General features: G+C 72.4%; 15 protein-coding genes. 2 read left to right on the top strand and 13 right to left on the bottom strand.

Features of this window, described 5'->3' with window-relative positions:
* Window positions 1–132: 132 nt before the first annotated feature.
* The 12 genes from ACZ4EG_RS20975 to ACZ4EG_RS21030 form a co-directional block, all read right to left on the bottom strand.
* Window positions 133–1521 (bottom strand): cytochrome P450, encoded by a 1389-nt coding sequence (locus ACZ4EG_RS20975; RefSeq protein WP_467791646.1) that lies wholly within the window; start codon window positions 1519–1521, stop codon window positions 133–135.
* Window positions 1518–2672 (bottom strand): terpene synthase family protein, encoded by a 1155-nt coding sequence (locus ACZ4EG_RS20980; protein ID WP_467791647.1) that lies wholly within the window; start codon window positions 2670–2672, stop codon window positions 1518–1520. The genes ACZ4EG_RS20975 and ACZ4EG_RS20980 overlap by 4 nt, the downstream gene beginning before the upstream one ends.
* A 65-nt stretch (window positions 2673–2737) precedes the next feature.
* A complete protein-coding gene (locus ACZ4EG_RS20985; protein WP_467791648.1) occupies window positions 2738–3766 on the bottom strand; it encodes a polyprenyl synthetase family protein in 1029 nt (342 codons plus the stop codon).
* Window positions 3767–4096: 330 nt separating this feature from the next.
* Window positions 4097–6868, bottom strand: a complete 2772-nt coding sequence (locus ACZ4EG_RS20990; protein WP_467791649.1) for an ATP-binding protein — start codon at window positions 6866–6868, stop codon at window positions 4097–4099.
* 218 nt (window positions 6869–7086) lie between these two features.
* Window positions 7087–7794, bottom strand: coding sequence for a GntR family transcriptional regulator (locus ACZ4EG_RS20995; protein WP_453545628.1), 708 nt, complete (start codon window positions 7792–7794; stop codon window positions 7087–7089).
* Between the two features lie 53 nt (window positions 7795–7847).
* Window positions 7848–8849, bottom strand: a complete 1002-nt coding sequence (locus ACZ4EG_RS21000) for a proline racemase family protein (protein WP_467791650.1) — start codon at window positions 8847–8849, stop codon at window positions 7848–7850.
* A 15-nt stretch (window positions 8850–8864) separates the two neighbouring features.
* The gene (locus ACZ4EG_RS21005) at window positions 8865–9761 is read right to left on the bottom strand and encodes a dihydrodipicolinate synthase family protein (RefSeq protein WP_467791651.1); all 897 of its coding nucleotides are present in this window, start codon (window positions 9759–9761) and stop codon (window positions 8865–8867) included.
* Between the two features lie 58 nt (window positions 9762–9819).
* Complete coding sequence (locus tag ACZ4EG_RS21010; protein WP_467791652.1) at window positions 9820–11223, bottom strand: FAD/NAD(P)-dependent oxidoreductase; 1404 nt, start codon at window positions 11221–11223, stop codon at window positions 9820–9822.
* On the bottom strand, window positions 11216–11515 hold the full coding sequence (locus ACZ4EG_RS21015; protein ID WP_453545637.1) for a (2Fe-2S)-binding protein: 300 nt from the start codon (window positions 11513–11515) through the stop codon (window positions 11216–11218). Before ACZ4EG_RS21015 ends, ACZ4EG_RS21010 begins: the two co-directional genes overlap by 8 nt.
* Window positions 11512–12672, bottom strand: a complete 1161-nt coding sequence (locus ACZ4EG_RS21020) for an NAD(P)/FAD-dependent oxidoreductase (RefSeq protein ID WP_467791653.1) — start codon at window positions 12670–12672, stop codon at window positions 11512–11514. Before ACZ4EG_RS21020 ends, ACZ4EG_RS21015 begins: the two co-directional genes overlap by 4 nt.
* Before the next feature lie 53 nt (window positions 12673–12725).
* Entirely contained in the window at window positions 12726–13532 is an 807-nt protein-coding gene (locus tag ACZ4EG_RS21025) for a hypothetical protein (protein ID WP_453545641.1), read from the bottom strand.
* A 104-nt stretch (window positions 13533–13636) separates the two neighbouring features.
* On the bottom strand, window positions 13637–13987 hold the full coding sequence (locus ACZ4EG_RS21030; RefSeq protein ID WP_453545643.1) for a hypothetical protein: 351 nt from the start codon (window positions 13985–13987) through the stop codon (window positions 13637–13639).
* A gap of 107 nt (window positions 13988–14094) precedes the next feature.
* On the opposite strand from ACZ4EG_RS21030, the gene ACZ4EG_RS21035 reads away from it, so the two are divergent.
* Window positions 14095–14535: a GNAT family N-acetyltransferase gene (locus tag ACZ4EG_RS21035; protein ID WP_467791654.1), complete on the top strand. Its 441-nt coding sequence runs from the start codon at window positions 14095–14097 to the stop codon at window positions 14533–14535.
* A gap of 116 nt (window positions 14536–14651) precedes the next feature.
* On the opposite strand, the gene absR1 is transcribed toward ACZ4EG_RS21035, so the two are convergent.
* Complete coding sequence (gene absR1, locus ACZ4EG_RS21040) at window positions 14652–15743, bottom strand: beta-glucuronidase AbsR1 (RefSeq protein ID WP_453545645.1); 1092 nt, start codon at window positions 15741–15743, stop codon at window positions 14652–14654.
* Between the two features lie 76 nt (window positions 15744–15819).
* On the opposite strand from absR1, the gene ACZ4EG_RS21045 reads away from it, so the two are divergent.
* A complete protein-coding gene (locus ACZ4EG_RS21045) occupies window positions 15820–17622 on the top strand; it encodes a LuxR family transcriptional regulator AbsR2 (RefSeq protein ID WP_467791655.1) in 1803 nt (600 codons plus the stop codon).
* The last annotated feature ends 33 nt before the right edge of the window (window positions 17623–17655 follow it).

Consider the following 17655-nt stretch of genomic DNA (forward strand, 5'->3'; position numbering starts at 1 on the left):
TTATCCGGAAAATGCCCTTGGCTCCTACTCCTGGGGGTCAAGGGGTCGCAGGTTCAAATCCTGTCGTCCCGACTTGCGAAGGCGCAGTTCAGGGCCCGGGCCGGAGTAATCCGGTCCGGGCCCTTCCTCGTGCTACTCCGCAGCGGCGGAGCTTTCTCGACGACGTCGCTCCGGGACCATGGGCAGCGGACCGGTGCTCAGGCTCGCCTTCGGCTCCGGCCGGATGCCGGGGCCGGGCCGGGGCCTCAGCCGCCAGCCCGCGGCGACGGCGGCCAGGACCAGCATGACTTCGATCGTGCCGAACCGGTCTCCGATGCATTTGCGGCTGCCGCCACCGAAGGAGTTCCAGGCACCCCGCGGCACGGCCTTGGCCCGCTCGGGCAGCCAGCGGTCGGGGTCGAACCGGTCGGGGGCGGGGTACAGGGCCGGATTGCGGCCGAGGGCGTAGAAGCTGAGCAGCACGACGGTGCCCGGGGCGAGCCGGACTCCGGCGAGCTCCGTCTCGCACGTGGTCGACCGGGTCAGCAACCAGGTCGTCGGGTACATGCGCAGCGACTCGATGATCACCCGCCGGGTGTAGTCCAGGTGGGGCAGGTCGTCGAAGCCGGGCCGGCGGCCGGGGAGGAGCCCGTCCAGCTCATGGTGCAACTGCTCCGCCGCCTCGGGATTTTCGCCGAGGAGGTGGAAGATCCAGGCCAGAGTGTTGCCCGTGGTCTCGGTCGCGCCCAGGAGCAGGGTCATGACCTGGTCGTGGATCTCGTCCCCGGCCAGTCGCTCGCCGGTTTCCTCGTCCTCGGCTCCGAGCAGGCCGGACAGCAGGTCCCCGTGATCGACTCCGGCCGCATGAGTGCCGATGGTCTCGTCGATGACGCTGCGCATCCGCTCCAGAGCCCGGTCGAAACGGCGGTTGCTCCGGGTGGGCAGCTTCTCCAGCAGGCCGACGGGCGCGACCATGCGCGTGTAGAAACCCCGGGTGATGACCGGCAGACAGCGCTGTATCTCGGCGACGGCCCGGTCCTCGATCCGGGTGGAGAACAGCGTGCGGACGATGATGCGCGCCGTCAGTGCCTGCATCGCGGCATTGACGTCGAAGGCCCGCCCTTCCTCCCACGAGTCGAGCATGGCGCCGATCTCGTGGTCCATCACGGTGGCGTAACCGGCCATCCTCTCGGGACGGAAGGCCGGTTGCATCAGCCGGCGTTGGCGCCGGTGGTCCGCCCAGGAGGACGTGGCCAGGCCATTGCCCGTGAGGAGGCGGACCTTGTCGAAGAGCGGGCCGCCCTTGTCGAAGGTCCGTGCGTCCCGCAGTATCTGCTGGACCAGGTCGGGATGGCAGACCAGGTACGTCCGCTGGGGGCCGAGCCGTACCTCCACCAGATCGCCGTGGGCGGGCAGTGCGGCCAGGAAGTCCAACGGCCGTCGCCGCAGGGGTATCGCATGGCCGAGCAGGGGGAGCCCACCGGGAGCCACGCCCGTGGTCGTGGGGCGCGAGACCGGTGGTGCTTCGTGGGTCGCCGTCAACTCTTGTGCTCCTTCCGGTGTGGCTGCTGAAAGCGCTGGTCCGTTGTCGCCCCGTTTCCCTGGCCGGCCCGGGGCAGGAATCTGGCGATGGGCGCGGTGAGGCTGACCCATCCGGAGGTGGAGCCGTCCCATACGGATCCGTCGCCGAAGTAGCGAGGGGTGAGGTATTCGTACTCCTGGCTGCCGGCGAGCAGATGATCAAGCCCGTCGAGATAGGTGCGGACGTCCGCGCGGGCGCCGAAGGGGCCGTGCCGCACGGTGTCCCGGGCCGCGATGTACGCCCGCTCATGGAGCTCGACCAACTCGCAGACCCGGTCGACGGACTGCTGGAGTGTCAGCCCGTCGTGGCAGCACAGCACCCGTACCGCGTTCATGGGGTCTCCCTGCTCCTTGCGCAGCGACAGCAGGTCGTTGACGAGGATCAGCTGACGCATCGCGTGGGCGTGCATGTCCACGAACCGAGGTGACGCGGCCGGCTCGGTCAGGTCGATCGCGAGGGCGTACTCGGTGAGCAGCAGGATGAAGTCGCAGCCGAAGCTGTCGAGTCGCATGGCCAGGTAGGTGTCGTAGTCCGGAACCGAGCCGGACAGCTGGTAGGGAAGCTCGCTGGTGATGCCCCGCAGGAAGCTGCTCATGCTCGACTTGAAGCGCCGGACCTGATGCGGGCTCAGCCCGGGGCTTATGCGCCGCCACAGATCTCGGGCCGCCCGTCCGAACGGGGAGTTGTCGCTCGCTGCGGCTGCCGTCCCGGCGGCGAAGTCGGCCATGATCCTGTCGAAGACGTCGCGGGCTCCGAGGTGGCTGGCTCCCAGCCCGGTGTGGTCCGCCGCCAGATTGTCGATGAGCCCGACGAAATGGTAGAAGTCGGCAAGATCCAGCACGCGTTGCTCGTCGGCCGTCGGGGCAATGAGGGGTGCGTACAGGCCCACTCGTTCGCGCAGGAGTTTCAGCAGGTCCTCTTCGTCGGCGAAGCACCCTGCCAGCTGCCGGCGCACCCAGGCATTCGACCGGAACTCGATCTGCGCCGCCTTGGGGTGGTACACCACGGGAAGAAGCCGCGGCAGCTCCGGAAGAAAGAATGCCTCGGGCTTCTCGTTCTCGTGCCGGGCGAGCAGCGAGGTGCCCGTGCGCAGCGGTGAGATGTCGGACATGGGGTCCCCCTGGAGTCACGGGATTTCATGGCGGGCGAGCGATGACCACACGTGCGCCGAGGCGCTCAGGAACTGCGTGCGGAGGCTGCGTGAGCCAGCCGGCACAGGGCCGTGATGGCATGCGGGGGTAACGGCGCGCCGTGCAGCGCGCTCAGGGCCCTGCGCCGCCTGCCGCTGATCATCTGTTCCACCGTGGCGCGGGCGCCGGTGGACACCAGAACGCCGCGGATCGCGTCGGCCCCTTCCGTATCGAGGTCCGAGCGGCCCACCAGCGAACGCAGCACGCTCAGTTGCGCGTGATCGGCCCGTGCGATGGCGAGCGCCATCAGCGCGGTGTACTTGCCCTCGCGAAGGTCGTCGTCGACGGGTTTTCCGGTCTCCCTGGGATCGCCGAAGACCCCGAGGAGGTCGTCTCGCAGCTGGAAGGCCTCGCCGACGGGGAGGGCGTAGGCGGTCAGCGCGTCCAGGAGCGCCTGACCGGCGCCCGCGAGCGCGGCACCGATGTGCAGGGGGCGCTCGACCGTGTATTTGGCGGTCTTGAAGCGGCAGATCGTCAGCGCGTGCTCGATGTCGCCGCCCGGCCGTCCGGTGGCCAGCAGATCCAGGCACTGGCCGAGCATGACCTCGCTGCGCATCGTGTCGAGCAGCGGGCGAGCCGCTCGTATCTGTGCGGGCGAGAGCCCTGCCGTGTGGAACATCTCGTCCGACCACGCAAGAGCGAGATCGCCGAGCAGTACGGCGGCGTGGATGCCACGCCGTTCCGCGTGTCCGGGAGTGCGCCGGTCCCGGTGGAATTCGGCCAGGAGCCGGTGCAGAGCCGGCCGTCCCCGACGGGCGTCGCTGTCGTCCATGACATCGTCATGAATGAGAGCGAAGGCGTGGAACAACTCCAAGGACGCGGCGGCCTTCACCACGGGCCCCGGATCCCACGCGCCGCCCGCGGCGTACCAGCCGCACAGGCACATCACCGGCCGGATGAGCTTGCCGCCCGAGGAAAGGAAACCGCGGAGCAGTTCATCGGGTTCGAGCGACGGGGAGGACTGTGCCGTGAGACATTTGCCGTCGAGGAAATCGGCCAGGGCGGAGCCTGCCATGAGCCGGATCCGCGCAAGGTCCGGCGTCGAGTGATCGAGAGTTACGGCCCGATCCTCCGTATTCGTCGCCGCTCGCATGGCCCCCCCAGGGATGCGCCCGTCACAGCGGAGCTCCGGAGGGGACTGCCGCCACCTGCGTCAACCGTCCTGGATGCGAAAGACCTTGGTCCTCCGGGGCTCACGTGGAGCCTTCACGGGGTGGCCGTCGGTAAAACGTGCAACGGTCCCCATGTGCCCCATGGCTCACGATCTGGCGCACAGGGGGGCGCACTTCAGGTTCGGACGCGCCCCATGAGATTCGATGCGCCCTCGGCGGCCGCCGTTCGGTGCCTACGTCAGGCGGCGGGGCCTCAGTCCCGCGGCGATCAGTTCGTCACGCGCGAGGGTCACCATGGGATCGGCACCGCACCGAGTGGCGAGATCCACACCCTGGTACAGCGGCTCGGCGGCCTGCGAAACCCGGCCCGCCCGGCGCAGTGCCGTGCCCAACTCGACCAGGGCACAGGCGAGCTCGTACGCCGAGGGCGATCGCTCCAGTTCCGTGACCGCACGCTGCAGCAGGGTGATGGCCTGCGGCCCGTCGCTGATCCGTGCCATGACGCGCAGCGCATGCCCGGTGGTGGAGGCCGCGCCGAAGCGCTCGGCCCGCTGGACCGCTTTGTGCGCCAGTTTCCGGGCCCGCCCGACATCCGTGCCGTAGGAGGCGAGGGCGAGGCGCAGCAGCCATGGATACAGCCCCGGATTGCGCATCCCGTGTCCGTCCAGCCGCTCTCCCACCCGGGTCAGTTCCGCCGCCGCTTCCTTCGCCAGTCCCCGGGCCAGCAGCAACTCGGCATGGACGGTCTGGGCGTCGGGAAACGTCACGGCAGACGGGAACGGCTCACCGAGACCGTGATCCGCCGCCATCCTCTCCGCCGCGTCGACCTGCCCCCGGGCGAGCAGGATCTCGATCAGGCTTCCGATCGCGTACCAGTGCACGGGCACGTCGGGGCTCACCCGGTCGGCCAGTCGCAGCCCCGCCCTGACGAAATCCTCCGCGTCGGTGAGCCGGCCGCAGCGGAACCGGATGTAGCCGAGGAAGGTGTAGCCGAGTGCGAGGGGAGTGCCTCGCCACCCCTGGCGCTCGAACTCCTCGATGCCGCGGGCGAACAGCTCTTCGGCCCGGTCGGGACGGTCGCAGTACAGGAAGGTGAGTGCCACCAGCGCCGGAACCTCGAACCCCCACCGCTCGTCGGTCCAGCTCATCCGGTTGCTCATCGCCTGCTCGGCGTACTTCAGGGCCGTCGACATCGACTCGCCGCGCACCACGGCGTCCCACCCGCGCAGCCCGAACAGATACCGCTCGGTCTCCTCGCGCCCGGTCAGCCGCTCGGTGAGCTGGGCGAGCCGGCGTGACAGCGCCGGGCCGTCGTGGTCCTCGGAGGTGAAGGCCGCCAGCATGAAGTGCTCGGTCAGCAGCCGCAGCCGACCCCGTGCGTCCGCGGTCGTGCGGGCTTCCTCCTCCATGACGCCCATCGCCTCGGCCAGTCGGTCGCAGTACGCCAGCGCCCGCGCGAGCCGGATCACGATGGCCTGACGCAGCTCGGGCGGCAGGTCGGGCTCGTCCAGCGCCGCCCGCAGATGGTTGACCGCGGTCACCGGGTCGTGTGTCAGCGCCGGCGAACCGAGCTCGTGCAGGATGGCGGCCCGCAGCTCCGCGACCGGAGTTTCGCGCAACGCCCTGCTCAGACAGCGGTGGGCGGCCTCGGGAGCACCCCGGCGCACATACTCGCGGGCCGCGTCGTGCAGCCGCCGGGCCACCGCGTCGTCGCCTTCGGGCTGAGTCTCCAGCAGATGCCGCGCCGCCACCGCCGGACCCAGGCCCGCGTCGATGAGTTCCCACGCCGCTTTGCCGTGCATGGCCGCCCGGGTCCCGCCGGGAATCGCCCGGTACACCGCCGTGGCGATGAGCGGATGCGCGAACTCCAGCCGCTCACCGGGTTTGAGGATGTGCTCGGCCCGCAGCAGGTCCGCCGTCTGCGCGACATTGGCCGGGCCCATTGCCGCCAGGGACGCCGCCAGATCCGGGGTCGCCTCCGAACCGAGAATCGCCACCGCCCAGGCGAGGCGGGTGGCGGACGTGCCCAGTTGTTCGAGCCGGTCCACCAGGCCGCCGCCCATGGTGGTGGCCGCCGCCAGGTCGCGCAGCAGCCGGACATTCTTCTGGACGGGATCGACCTCCCGTTCGCGGATCCTGGCGGCCAGCTCCACCGTTTCGAAGGGATTGCCGCCGGTGACCCGCCACGCCTCCTGGCAGAACCCGTCGTCGACGTCCTTGACGAGCGCCTCCCGCAGCAGCGCGGAGACCGCCGCGGGCGTCAACGGCTCCAGGTCCAGCGGCTGCACCCGGTTCCGCTCCATCATGCCGGTGAACGCCTTGGCGCCCTCGGTCGGTTCCTCCGGCCGGTAGGCCACCACCATCAGCGTCGGCAGATCCTCGGCCTGCCGGGTGAAGGAGGTCAGCCACATCAGGGACTCGAGATCCACCCAGTGCGCATCATCGACGATCATGACCAACGGTCCGCGTCGCAGCGCCACGTTGGTGACCAGCCAGTCCAGGCCGTCCCGCACACCCTGCGGATCGGGTGCCGCTCCTTCCCCCGCGGGGCACAGGCCGATACAGGGCCCGATGATCGCGTACCAGTCGCCCAGCAGCTCGCGCCGCTCACCGTCGGAGTACGAGGCCATCAGCGGCTGGAACAACTGCCGCACCACGTGGAAGGCCACGCCCTGTTCCAGCTCGCCGCCCTTGGCGGACAGCACCCGGCACTCGCGCTCCGCGGCGAGCCTGCGCACCTCGTCCAGCAGGGTCGTTTTGCCCGCGCCCGCGGTGCCCGTGAAGGCCAGCACACCGTCCCGACGGGCCACGGGGGTGGTCGCGCCGGTCTGCGAACGGCTGTTCAGAGCGTCCAACGACGTCTGCGCGACGGTCAGTTCGACGTCTCGCTCCAGAGTGCTCGGGGCGATGGCGATATTCCGACGGCGTCGCTCGCCGGCTCCCGCTCGCGCCCCGCGTTGCTGTGTCTCGGTCCGCCCCACCAGCACTCGTCCCCCTCGCGGCATGGCGCCCTCCATCGCGCGCCGGGAATCCCACCTTGACACAGCGTATCCACCGATCAACGCTCGGCGAGCGACCAACGTGCACATACACCGCGTGCGAGTGAGTGGGGCTACACTGTCGCTTCCTCGCCCGTTTGTGAACGGTGAACGCGTACTTGGGACCGCGTACTTCGGGACGGCGAGCCGCGGGGAGCCCGGTCTCCGGGCGGGCGCGGGTCCGCTCAGCTCGGTTCCCGATCGGCCCGGGCGGCCCACAGACCCCGTACATGGCCCAGATGGCGGGTCATGATCGCGCGCACGGCGCGCTCGTCGCGGTCCAGCAACGCGTCCAGGAGCTCCAGGTGTTCCTCGGCGGAGGCCAGCAGACGGCCCGCCTCCACCAGCGCGGTGAGTCCGTAGAGGCGGGAGCGCCCCCGCAGATCGGCGACCACCTCGACGAGATGGGCGTTGCCGGCCAGGGCGAGCAGCCCCAGATGGAAGCGGGTGTCCGCATCGACGTACGCGATGAGGTCGCCCGCGACCGCCGCGGTCACGATCTCCCGGGCGGCCGGGCGCAGCGCCTCCAGGGAGACCCGGTCGGCCGTCCTGGCCAGCTCCACCACGGTGGGGATCTCGATCAGCGAGCGGATGTGCGTGTACTCGTCGAGCTGCCTGTCGGAGACGGCGGTGACCCGGAAGCCCTTGTTGGGGACCGTGTCGACCAGTCCCTCCTTGGCCAGGTCCAGCATCGCCTCACGTACCGGCGTCGCCGAGACACCGAAGCGGGCGGCCAGCGAGGGGGCCGAGTAGACCTCGCCGGGCCGCAGCTCGCCGGCGATCAGCGCGGCCCGCAGGGCCTCGGCGACCCGCTCGCGGTAACTGCTCCGACGGCCGCCCAGGCGGGGGAGTTCGGGTGCGGCAGACGGTGCGCTGCTGCGTTGGGCGGTCATCGCGTGTCTCCTCGAACGGCTGGTGCCATGTCACGTGCTGCCAGTATGGAGGGCTAGAGCACGAACCCCTCCGGGAAGGGGTCGGTGGGATCGAGCAGATACTGGGCCGTGCCCGTGATCCAGGCGCGGCCGGTGAAGCTCGGCAGCACGGCCGGGATCCCGGCGACCTCGGTCTCGCCCAGCAGCCGTCCGGTGAACTGCGTGCCGATGAAGGACTCGTTCACGAACTCCGTGTGCAGGGGCAGTTCGCCGCGCGCATGCAGTTGTGCCATGCGCGCGCTGGTGCCCGTACCGCAGGGCGAGCGGTCGAACCAGCCGGGGTGGATGGCCATCGCATGCCGCGAGTGACGGGCGGTGGCGCCGGGTGCGTAAAGATGGACGTGATGGCAGCCGCGGATGGAGGGGTCCTCGGGATGGACCGGCTCGTCCTCGGCGTTGACGGCGTCCATCAGGGCCAGCCCCGCCCTCAGGATGTCGTCCTTGCGGGCGCGGTCGAAGGGCAGACCGAACTCCTCCAGCGGCAGGATCGCGTAGAAGTTCCCGCCGTACGCGAGGTCGTACGTCACCGTCCGCCCGTCGGCGAGCACGGCCTTGCGATCCAGGCCGGCACAGAACGAAGGCACGTTCCTGAGCGTGACGTTCCTGGCGGCGCCGTCCTCGACCGCGACCTCGGCGACGACGAGTCCGGCCGGGGTGTCGAGGCGGATGGTGGTGACCGGCTCGACGACCTCCACCATGCCGGTCTCCACCAGCACGGTCGCCACGCCGATGGTGCCGTGCCCGCACATCGGCAGATAGCCGGAGACCTCGATGTAGACGACGCCCCAGTCGCAGTCGGGGCGGGTCGGCGGCTGCAGGATCGCACCGCTCATCGCCGAGTGCCCGCGCGGCTCGTTCATCAGCAACTGCTTGATGTGGTCGCGGTGTTCACGGAAATACAGCCGCCGCTCGTTCATCGTCGCACCGGGGATGGTGCCGATCCCGCCGGTGATCACGCGGGTGGGCATGCCCTCGGTGTGCGAGTCGACGGCGTGCAGGACGAGTTTGCTGCGCACTTTCGAGCCTCCTTGTCAGCCGAGGCCCGCGGCGAGGGCCTTGCCGGTCGCCGCGCGGACGGCGGCCTCCTGTTCGGGCAGCAGCGGGACCCGTGGCGGGCGCACCGGGCCGCCGTGCCGTCCGGCGATGTCCATGGACAACTTGATGGCCTGGACGAACTCGACCCGCGAGTCCCAGCGCAGCAGCGGATGCAGCTGCCGGTACAGGGGAACGGCGGCGGCGAGGTCCCCCGAAACCGCGGATCGGTACAACTCGGTGCACGCGGCGGGCAGCGCGTTCGGGTAACCGGCCACCCAGCCCTTGGCGCCCGCGACGGCGAGTTCCAGCAGTACGTCGTCGGCGCCGATCAGCAGATCGAGCTCCGGGGCGAGTTCGGCGAGCCGGTAGGCGCGGCGGACGTCGCCCGAGAACTCCTTGACGCCATGGATGTGGCCCTCGCCGTGCAGCCTCGCGAGCAGCTCGGGGACCAGGTCGACCTTGGTGTCGATCGGATTGTTGTACGCCACCACCGGCAGGCCCGCCTTCGCGACCTCGGCGTAGTGGGCGAGCACGGACCGCTCATCAGCACGGTAGGCGTTGGGCGGCAGCAGCATCACCGACGCGCAGCCCGCCTCGCCCGCCTGCTCGGCCCAGCGGCGGGCCTCGGCGGAGCCGTAGGCGGCAACGCCCGGCATCACCCGCGCGCCGCCGATCGCGGCCACGGCCGTCTCGACGACCCTGGCGCGCTCCTCGGAGGTGAGCACCTGGTACTCGCCGAGCGAGCCATTGGGTACGACGCCGTCGCAGCCGTTCTCCAGCAGCCAGGCGCAGTGCTCGGCGTACGCGTCGTGGTCGACGGTGAGGTCGTCGCGCAGGGGCAGCGCGGTGGCGACCAGGACGCCGCGCCAGGGGCGGTTCTCCGGGAGGGTCATGAGTGGTCCCCAATCCGATGGTGTGTGACATAGTACTGACGCCGGAGAGCCGCCGGCGTCAGTCCGACTGTTCCTCGTCCTGCCCGGCGAGCACCCCCAGGGGCACCGGCCGGGCGAGCGGTCGCCGCGCCGCGGTGAGCGGGCACCCGGTGAGCCCGGCGACCGCCGGCCCGCACATCCGGCCCTGGCACCAGCCCATCCCGGCCCGGGTGAGCAGCTTCACGGTGCGCAGATCGCCCGCGCCGAGACCGGACACGGACGTCCGGATCTCCCCGGCGGTGACCTCCTCGCAACGGCACACGACCGTGTCGTCCGTGACCCGCTCCGCCCACCCCGCGGGCGGCTCGTACACGACTTCGAGCGCCGCGAAGAACGCGCGCAGCCGGTTCCGGGCGCGGTCCGCGGCGGCCCAGGCGCGCGGGTCGGGCCGACTCCCGTGGAGACGGGCGGCGATGGAACGGCCGGCGATGTGGCCCTCGGCCAGGGCGAGCGTCGCCCCGCCGATCCCGGTCGCCTCCCCGGCCGCCCAGACGCCCGGCACATCGGTGCGCTGTTCGTCGTCCACCCGGACGTCCGTGCCGGAGAGCCGGCAACCCAGGGTCTCGGCCAGGTCGGTGTGCGGCAGCATGCCGTGCCCGACGGCGAGAGTGTCGCAGCGGATACGGCGCCCGCCGCCGGGCACGGTCCGCCCTCCGGCGTCGAGCGGCGCGAGGGTCACCGCTTCCACGCGGTCCGTGCCGTGCGCCTCGACCACGGTGTGGCGGACGAGCGTGCGCACCCGGTGACGCAGCAGGTGGGCCGCGTACCAGGCACCCTCCACGAGCTTGCCGGGCTGCGCGGCCAGGGCGGACGGCCGGCGCAGGAGTGCCCCGGGATCCGCGGACTCCACGAGCGCGACCACGCGCGCGCCCGCCGCCGCGAGCCCCGTCGCCACGGGCAGCAGCAGCGGCCCGGTCCCGGCGACCACGGCGGTGCGTCCCGGCAGCACCAGCCCGCCCTTGAGCATGGCCTGCGCCCCGCCCGCGGTGACGACCCCGGGCAGGGTCCAGCCCGGGAAGGGCAGCACCTTCTCGTAACCGCCGGTGGCGAGCAGGACGGCGTCGGCGCGCACCGCGACACCCTCCTCCTGGGTGGGACCCCGCAGCGCGTGCACGGTGAACCCGTCCGCCCCCGACTTGCGCTCCACGCACCACACATGGTGGTCCGTCAGATGACGGAGGTGTCCGGCCGCGATGTGGTGCTCCAGCCCGGCACGCAGTCGCTCCCAGGTCCGCCAGTCGTGATGGAGGGCCTGCGGGCGGCGCGCGCCGAACGCGGCCGCGGGCTGCCGGTAGAACTGCCCGCCCGCCTCCTCGGCGGCGTCGACGAGGGTGACGTGCACCCCGCGCGCGGCCGCCGCCAGCGACGCGGCGAGGCCCGCCGGTCCCGCCCCGATCACGGCGAGGCGCGGTCGCTCAGCCATCGTGGCCCGTCCCTTCCTGTGTGCGGATCGTGTCGCCCGGCCGTACCGGAACCAGGCAGGCCCGCTGGTTCGGGCGGCCGTTGACGGTCACCAGGCAGTCGAAGCACACCCCGATCCCGCAGAAGACCCCGCGCGCCCGGCCCTCGCGCCGTGTGGTGCGCCATGCGGTCACGCCCGCCGCCCACAGCGCGGCGGCGACCGTCTGGCCGGGCAGCGCCTCGATCGTTCGGCCGTCGAACGTCACCGTGAACGCCGGACCCGGCCGCGCCCCGGCCAACTCAAGGGGATTCATGCGGTGTTCACCTCGTCTCGCGGGAAGCGCTCCGGCCTGAACGGCGTGAGGTCCAGCTCCGCCGCCGTGCCGCTCAGCACCTGGGCGATCAAGTGCCCGGTGCCGGTGGCGAGTCCGATGCCCGCGCCCTCGTGCCCGCAGGCGTGGAACAGCCCGGGCACCCGGGGGTCGGGGCCGATGGCGGGCAGATGGTCGGGCAGGTACGGCCGGAAACCCGCGTACGTGCGCACCGCGCGCACCCGGGCCAGGAACGGGAACAGCCGCGTCGCGCCGGCCGCCAGTGCCCGTACGGCGGGCAGGGAGAACGACCGGTCGAAGCCGACCCGTTCGCGGCTCGCGCCGATCAGGACCGGGCCGGCGGCCGTGCCCTCGACGACCGGTGAGGTCTGCAGCGCGGCCGAGTCGCTGGCGACGTCCGCCACGTAGTCCGCCGCGTACACCTTGTGCCGGACCAGCCGGGGCAGCGGCTCGGTGACCAGGACGAAGCCGCGCCGCGGGAGTACCGGCAGGTGCACGCCCGCCAGACCGGCCAGCTCACCGCCCCAGGTTCCTGCGGCGTTCACCACGGCCGGCGCGTGGATCTCGCCGTGGTCCGTGCGGACCCCGCGCACCGTGCCGGACGGCGTGCGCGGCAGCGCGGTCACCCTCCGGCCGGTGAGGAGGCGGGCGCCCGAGGCGCGCAGCAGGTGGGCGGCGGCCAGCGCCGGCATCACCTGGGCGTCCTGCGGATAGTGCACACCGCCCGCGAGGCCGGGTGCCAGATGGGGTTCGAGCAGGTGGAGCCGGTCGACGCCCACCGCCTCCGCCCTGACTCCGGCCGCCCGCTGCCCGTCCGCGAATCTCTCCAGTGCCAAGAGGCTTTCGGGTGTTTCGGCGACCACGACGCCGCCCTTGGGTTCGTATTCGATCGCCTCGCCCGTCTCCTGCGCCAGCTCGGCCCACAACCGGCCGGACAGCAGCGCGAGTTCGAGCTCCGGACCGGGCTCCTTGTCGGAGACGAGCAGATTGCCCTCACCGGCGCCGGTCGTGCCGCCGGCGACAGGACCGCGGTCCACCACCGTCACGTCGAGACCGGCCCGGGCGGCGTACAACGCGCAGGCCGCGCCCACCATCCCGGCTCCGACCACCACGACATCGCAGGTCAGTCGCTTCCCCACGGCAGTACTATGTCACATGTCGCTGTGCCTGGGGAGGGCCGCGCCAGGGAACGTCAGTCGAACTGGCTCGGGTTCGCGGTCGGGGTCTTGCCGGCGAGGACGTCCTGCAGCCGCAGGGCGCCCGCCTCCACGGACGACACGGTGCTCGGGTGATCGGCGCCCGACGGACCGCCGTTGGTGAGGCTGGCCCCGGAGGCGCCGACCCGGAGCGCGGCGACGTCCTGGGTGAGCGTGACCGGCTGCCCGTCCGCGGTGCCCTGCACCGTCACCGTCAGCCCCTGTCTGGCGTCGCCGGCCTTGGGCAGCGGGAGTTCGACGACCTGGACCGTCCGCTTGCTGCCGTCGGAGGCGGTCGCGGTGAACTGGGCGCACTTCTGCGGAAGGCTCCCCAGCCAGTCCAGGGTCTTGTCCACCGACTCCTTGCCGTAGTCGCCGACCTGGTAGAGCAGCCGGTAGTCCACCGCGGTGAAACCGGTGAGGGCCGACGCGCCGACCGCCCGTCCCAGCAGCGTGTCCGAGTACATGCTGTCGAGGAGTTTCTGGCAGTCGGCGGCACTGGACTTGCCGCTGAGGAACTGGGCGACGTCGACCTTGCCGACGAGCAGTTGGTTGCGCCAGGCCGCCGCGTTGTCGACCTGCGTCCAGTCGCCCTCGATGTCGGCCTCGGTGATCAGCGCGGCCTTCGCCCCCGGCCCGGTCAGGGCGGCCGTGGCGGACGGCGAAGGGGGCCGCTGGGCCGCTGGCGAGGCGGGCGCGGCCTGCGGGGAACCGCCGTCCTCCGAGCAGGAGACCGTGGCCAGGAGCGACCCTGCGGCCAGGGCCGAGGCGAGAACACGTGCGGGACGGTACGGACGCTTCATCGCGGCGGGCCTCCTGTGGAACGCGGTACGTCCTTCCACGCCACCACCGCTCCCGGCGGGCGACCAGCGCACCGGGCCGTTCGGGTGAAGCGCTCCGCGGCTGCTCAGGCGGAGCCCTTTCCCTTCCTCGGCCGGCTCGGACGGCGATGGCGCAGGTGGAAGCGGTGCCTGTGCCGGTCGTCCCTCCGCGATCCGGCGCGGCCGGCGAGTTCGGGCGTCGTGACGTGGACGTTCCGCCCGCGGCAGAGGGGGCAGACCGCGTCGGTGAGCGGCGACCGTACGGGCCGGCCCGCCTCGTCGACGTACTCCAGTGTGTCCAGCGACGTCGGGTCGGTGAAGAACACCACCTGGAAGACGGCCTGCCACACGTATCGGCAGTCCCGGCACGCGAACACGAACGTCTCGGGCACGGCCCCCGGCACCGCACCGGCCCCGGGGCGTGGATCGTCCGCCATGGGATCCGGCTCCTTCCGCACACATCGGCCCGCTTCCAGCGCACCGCGCCGCCTGGCGTACGGCAACTCGAACCCCCGTGGACCGCGGGCCTGACATGATCGGCACCATGGCCCCGCGCATCGCCCCCGCCGACGTCACGGACATCCAGGAGGTCCTCGCGGACCACTCCCGCTACTGGGGCGGGCGCGATCTGCGCGGGCTGCACCTGATGGCGCTGGTGCACGAGTTCGGGTCCACCTGTCTGGTCGCGCGCGACGAGGACGGCATCCGCGGATACCTCATCGGCTTCGTCACCCCGGACCGCACCGGATACGTGCACCTGGTCGCCACGCGCGACGACGTCCGCGGCACCGGTCTCGGCCGCGCCCTGTACGGAGCCTTCACCGACGCGGCCCGCCGGCAGGGTGCCGTCCGCCTGAAGGCGATCACGACGGTCGGCAACGAGGGCTCGGTCGCCTTCCACCGCGGTCTCGGCTTCGACGTACGGGTGGAGGAGGAGTACAACGGGCCCGGCCGGCCCCGGGTCGTCTTCAGCCGGACCCTGTAGCCGGGGCCGCGAGGCGCCGTGCGGCCGAGGACGTCACCCTCCCCCGAAGGTGACGTCCTCGACCGCTCCCCCGGCGCCGGACTGTGGCCCGGACATCCGCGTCGCGGCCCGTGCTGTCACCAGCACATGACGGCCGTCTCGCCCGAACCCCACGTGGAGTACAGGCGGACGCGGACGAAATAGCGGCGGCCCTTGACGAGCCGTACCTTGGTCGCCGCGTTGTGCGGTGCGCCCCCGTCGTCCCGGCCGCAGAGATAGCGCGGCTCGCCGTCGCGCTCCTCGAAGACCACGACCACACCGTCGCCGTCCCCGAAGGTGCCCACCGTGTACTCGCGGGTCTCCGGCGGCTCGACGGCGAAGTCGGCCTGCTCACCCGGGCCGAGGCGCAGCGGCACCGAGCGGAACGGCACCAGCGCGGCCGGCCGGGGCCGGTCCGCCGGCGGGTACCAGCGCAGCACGAACTCCTTGTCGGCCGGGGACAGCGTCCCGGGCGGGTGCAGACCCCCGCGGAACTGCTCCGGCTCCAGGATCAGCCCCGACGAGAAGGGGTACTCCATGATCGACTGCGGGTCCCACACCGAACCGTTCACCTCGGCCGGGTCCAGCTTGCGCAGGATGTTGTGGAACGTCCTGTCCCGGCTCCAGTGGTTCGGGGGGCCCGCCAGATCGGCGTACACGGCCTCGTCGTCCCAGTGGATGCCGGCGAACGGGCTCTGGTGCTCGTGCAGCATGCCGAGCGCGTGCCCGATCTCGTGCAGGGCCGTGCCGCGCTGCCCGGGCGCGGTCAGGTCCCAGCCCAGGTTCATGGTGCGCTCGTTCAGACCGGTCGAAAGCGCGTCCCGGCCCACCGTCGACCAGGAACCGTCGCCGGCCTGGAACCCGATCCTGAGCTCCGCCTCGCGGCGGTCGGAGACCTCGGCGAACGACACCCCGATGCCGAGGTCCCGCCACTCCTGGAAGCATTCGCGCACGACGTCCTGCTGCTCCTTCGCGCCCGCCCACGAAACCCGGCGGGTCTCGCCGGTCCCCGGGACGGGGATCACCGAGGCGTCGGCGTCGGAGTCGGCGTCGAAGAAGTAGTAGTGCAGAACCGTGCCGTTGACCCACATCCGGCTCCCGCTCAGCAGCGCGCTCAGGCGTTCGGCGGCCAGCCCCGGCGGAAAGGACGGGGCCGACTGCTGCGCGAGCGAGCAGTAGCGCTGGGTCATGCGCCCAGCCTGCCGCCGGCCCTGTCCCGGCGCCTGAGTCGAGGGCTACTCAAGTCCCCCTGTATCAGGAGTGAGTATGCGGGCTCTTGATGTCGTGACGACTTACGCACAGGACGCGAAGACCCTCGAACTGCCCTGGCCGTTCACCGGCCGGGAGGACGAACTGGAGCTGATCCGCCGGTCCTTGACCGCCGGACGCCACGGCATCGTGGTGACCGGACCGGCGGGCTGCGGCAAGACCCGGCTCGTCACGGAGGCCGTGCGCGGCACCGACGGGGCCCGGGTGACCGGGACGCCGCAGTCCCGTGGGCTGTCCTTCGCCGCGTTCGCGCACCTGTTGCCCGAGTCGGTCTCGCTGCACCGCGCGGTGCACATCCTGTCCGGCGTACGACTGCTCGTGGTGGACGACGCCCATCTGCTCGACGAGGCCTCCGCCGCCCTGGTCCACCAGCTCGCCGTGCACGGCCGCACCCGTCTGGTCGTGGTCGCCTCGGACGGCGCCCCCGTACCCGGCGCGGTGTCCCGGCTGTGGACCGGTGAACTCCTGCCGCGGCTGGCCCTGGAGCCGCTGCCGCGCGAGGACACGGCCCGGCTGCTCGCCCTGGGCGGCGCCCTGGAGCGGCTCACCGTGAACCGGCTGCACCGGGTGTGCCGGGGCGATCTGCGGCTGCTGCGCGACCTGCTGGGCGCGGTGCGCGAGTCCGGGCTGCTGACGCGCGTACCGGACACGGACGAATGGGCGTGGCGGGGGCCGCTCCCCGTGACCCCCACCGTGCGCGAGCGCACCGCCCCGGTCCTGGACCGCCGTGGTCCCGCAGAGCGGGAGACCCTGGAACGCCTCGCCTTCGCCGGACCCCTGCCGCCGCAGCTGGACGACCTCGACCTGGCGGCCCTGGAACGCCTGGAGGCGGACGGCCTGATCCGGGTGGACGACCGCGGCGCCGCCCACCTGGCCCACCCCCTGCACGGCCCGGCACTGCGGGCCACCGCCGGACGGCTGCGGGCCCGACGGCTGGCCCGCACACCGCAGCAGTGCGGGGCGGCGCTGGAGGCCGAACGGGACGCGCTGGCACGCGGGATCGAGGACCTGGACGTACGGGGGACGCCGACGCCCGTGGGGGAGTGGCTGGCTGAGGAGGGCGCGCCGGTACCGGCCGGCTACGCGGCCGTACGCGCCCGGTACGCGCGGCTTCGGGGGGAGCTGCGGGAGGCGGCGGCATGGGCGAGGGAGGGGCTGCGGTGGGCGCCGGACGACGCGTCCTGCCGCGGTGAACTCGCCCGGGCTGCCGAGCAGTTGGGTGAGGTGACGGCGGCGGACGAGGCGACCGTGGCCCGGGGGGACGTCGACGGCGCCGCGCGGGCGGCCGCCGGGGGCGACACGTACGCCCGCTACGACGCCGTACGGCTCGGCACGCCCGAGCAGGCCACCGGCCGGCTGCCGGCCGGCGGGGTCTTCGCCCGCCATGCCGACGCGCTGGCCCGCGGGGACGGTGCCGCGCTGGACCGTGCCGCCGAGGCCCTGGAGGAGCGCGGCTTCCTGCTGTTCGCGGCCGAGGCGCACGCCCAGGCCGTACGCGCGCACCGCGATCCGCGTGCCGCCCGCACCTCCCGCACCCGCGCGGTCGCCCTCGCCCGTCGCTGCCAGGGTGCCCGCACCCCGGCCCTGGCCGGCCTGGTCCTCGGTGAACTCACCGCCCGGCAGCGGCAGATCGTCACCCTCGCGGCCGCCGGGCTGAGCAACCGCCAGATCGCCGAACAGCTGACCCTGTCGATCCGCACCGTCGGCAACCACCTCTACAGCGCCTACACCCGCCTCGGCGCCGCCGACCGCGGCGCCCTGCCCTGGCTGGTCGACCTGCCGGCCACCGAGTCGGCCTGAGGCCCGCCCGGGGCGGGCAGGCGCGAGCCCGGT

Source organism: Streptomyces sp. NPDC025638 (assembly GCF_055558775.1).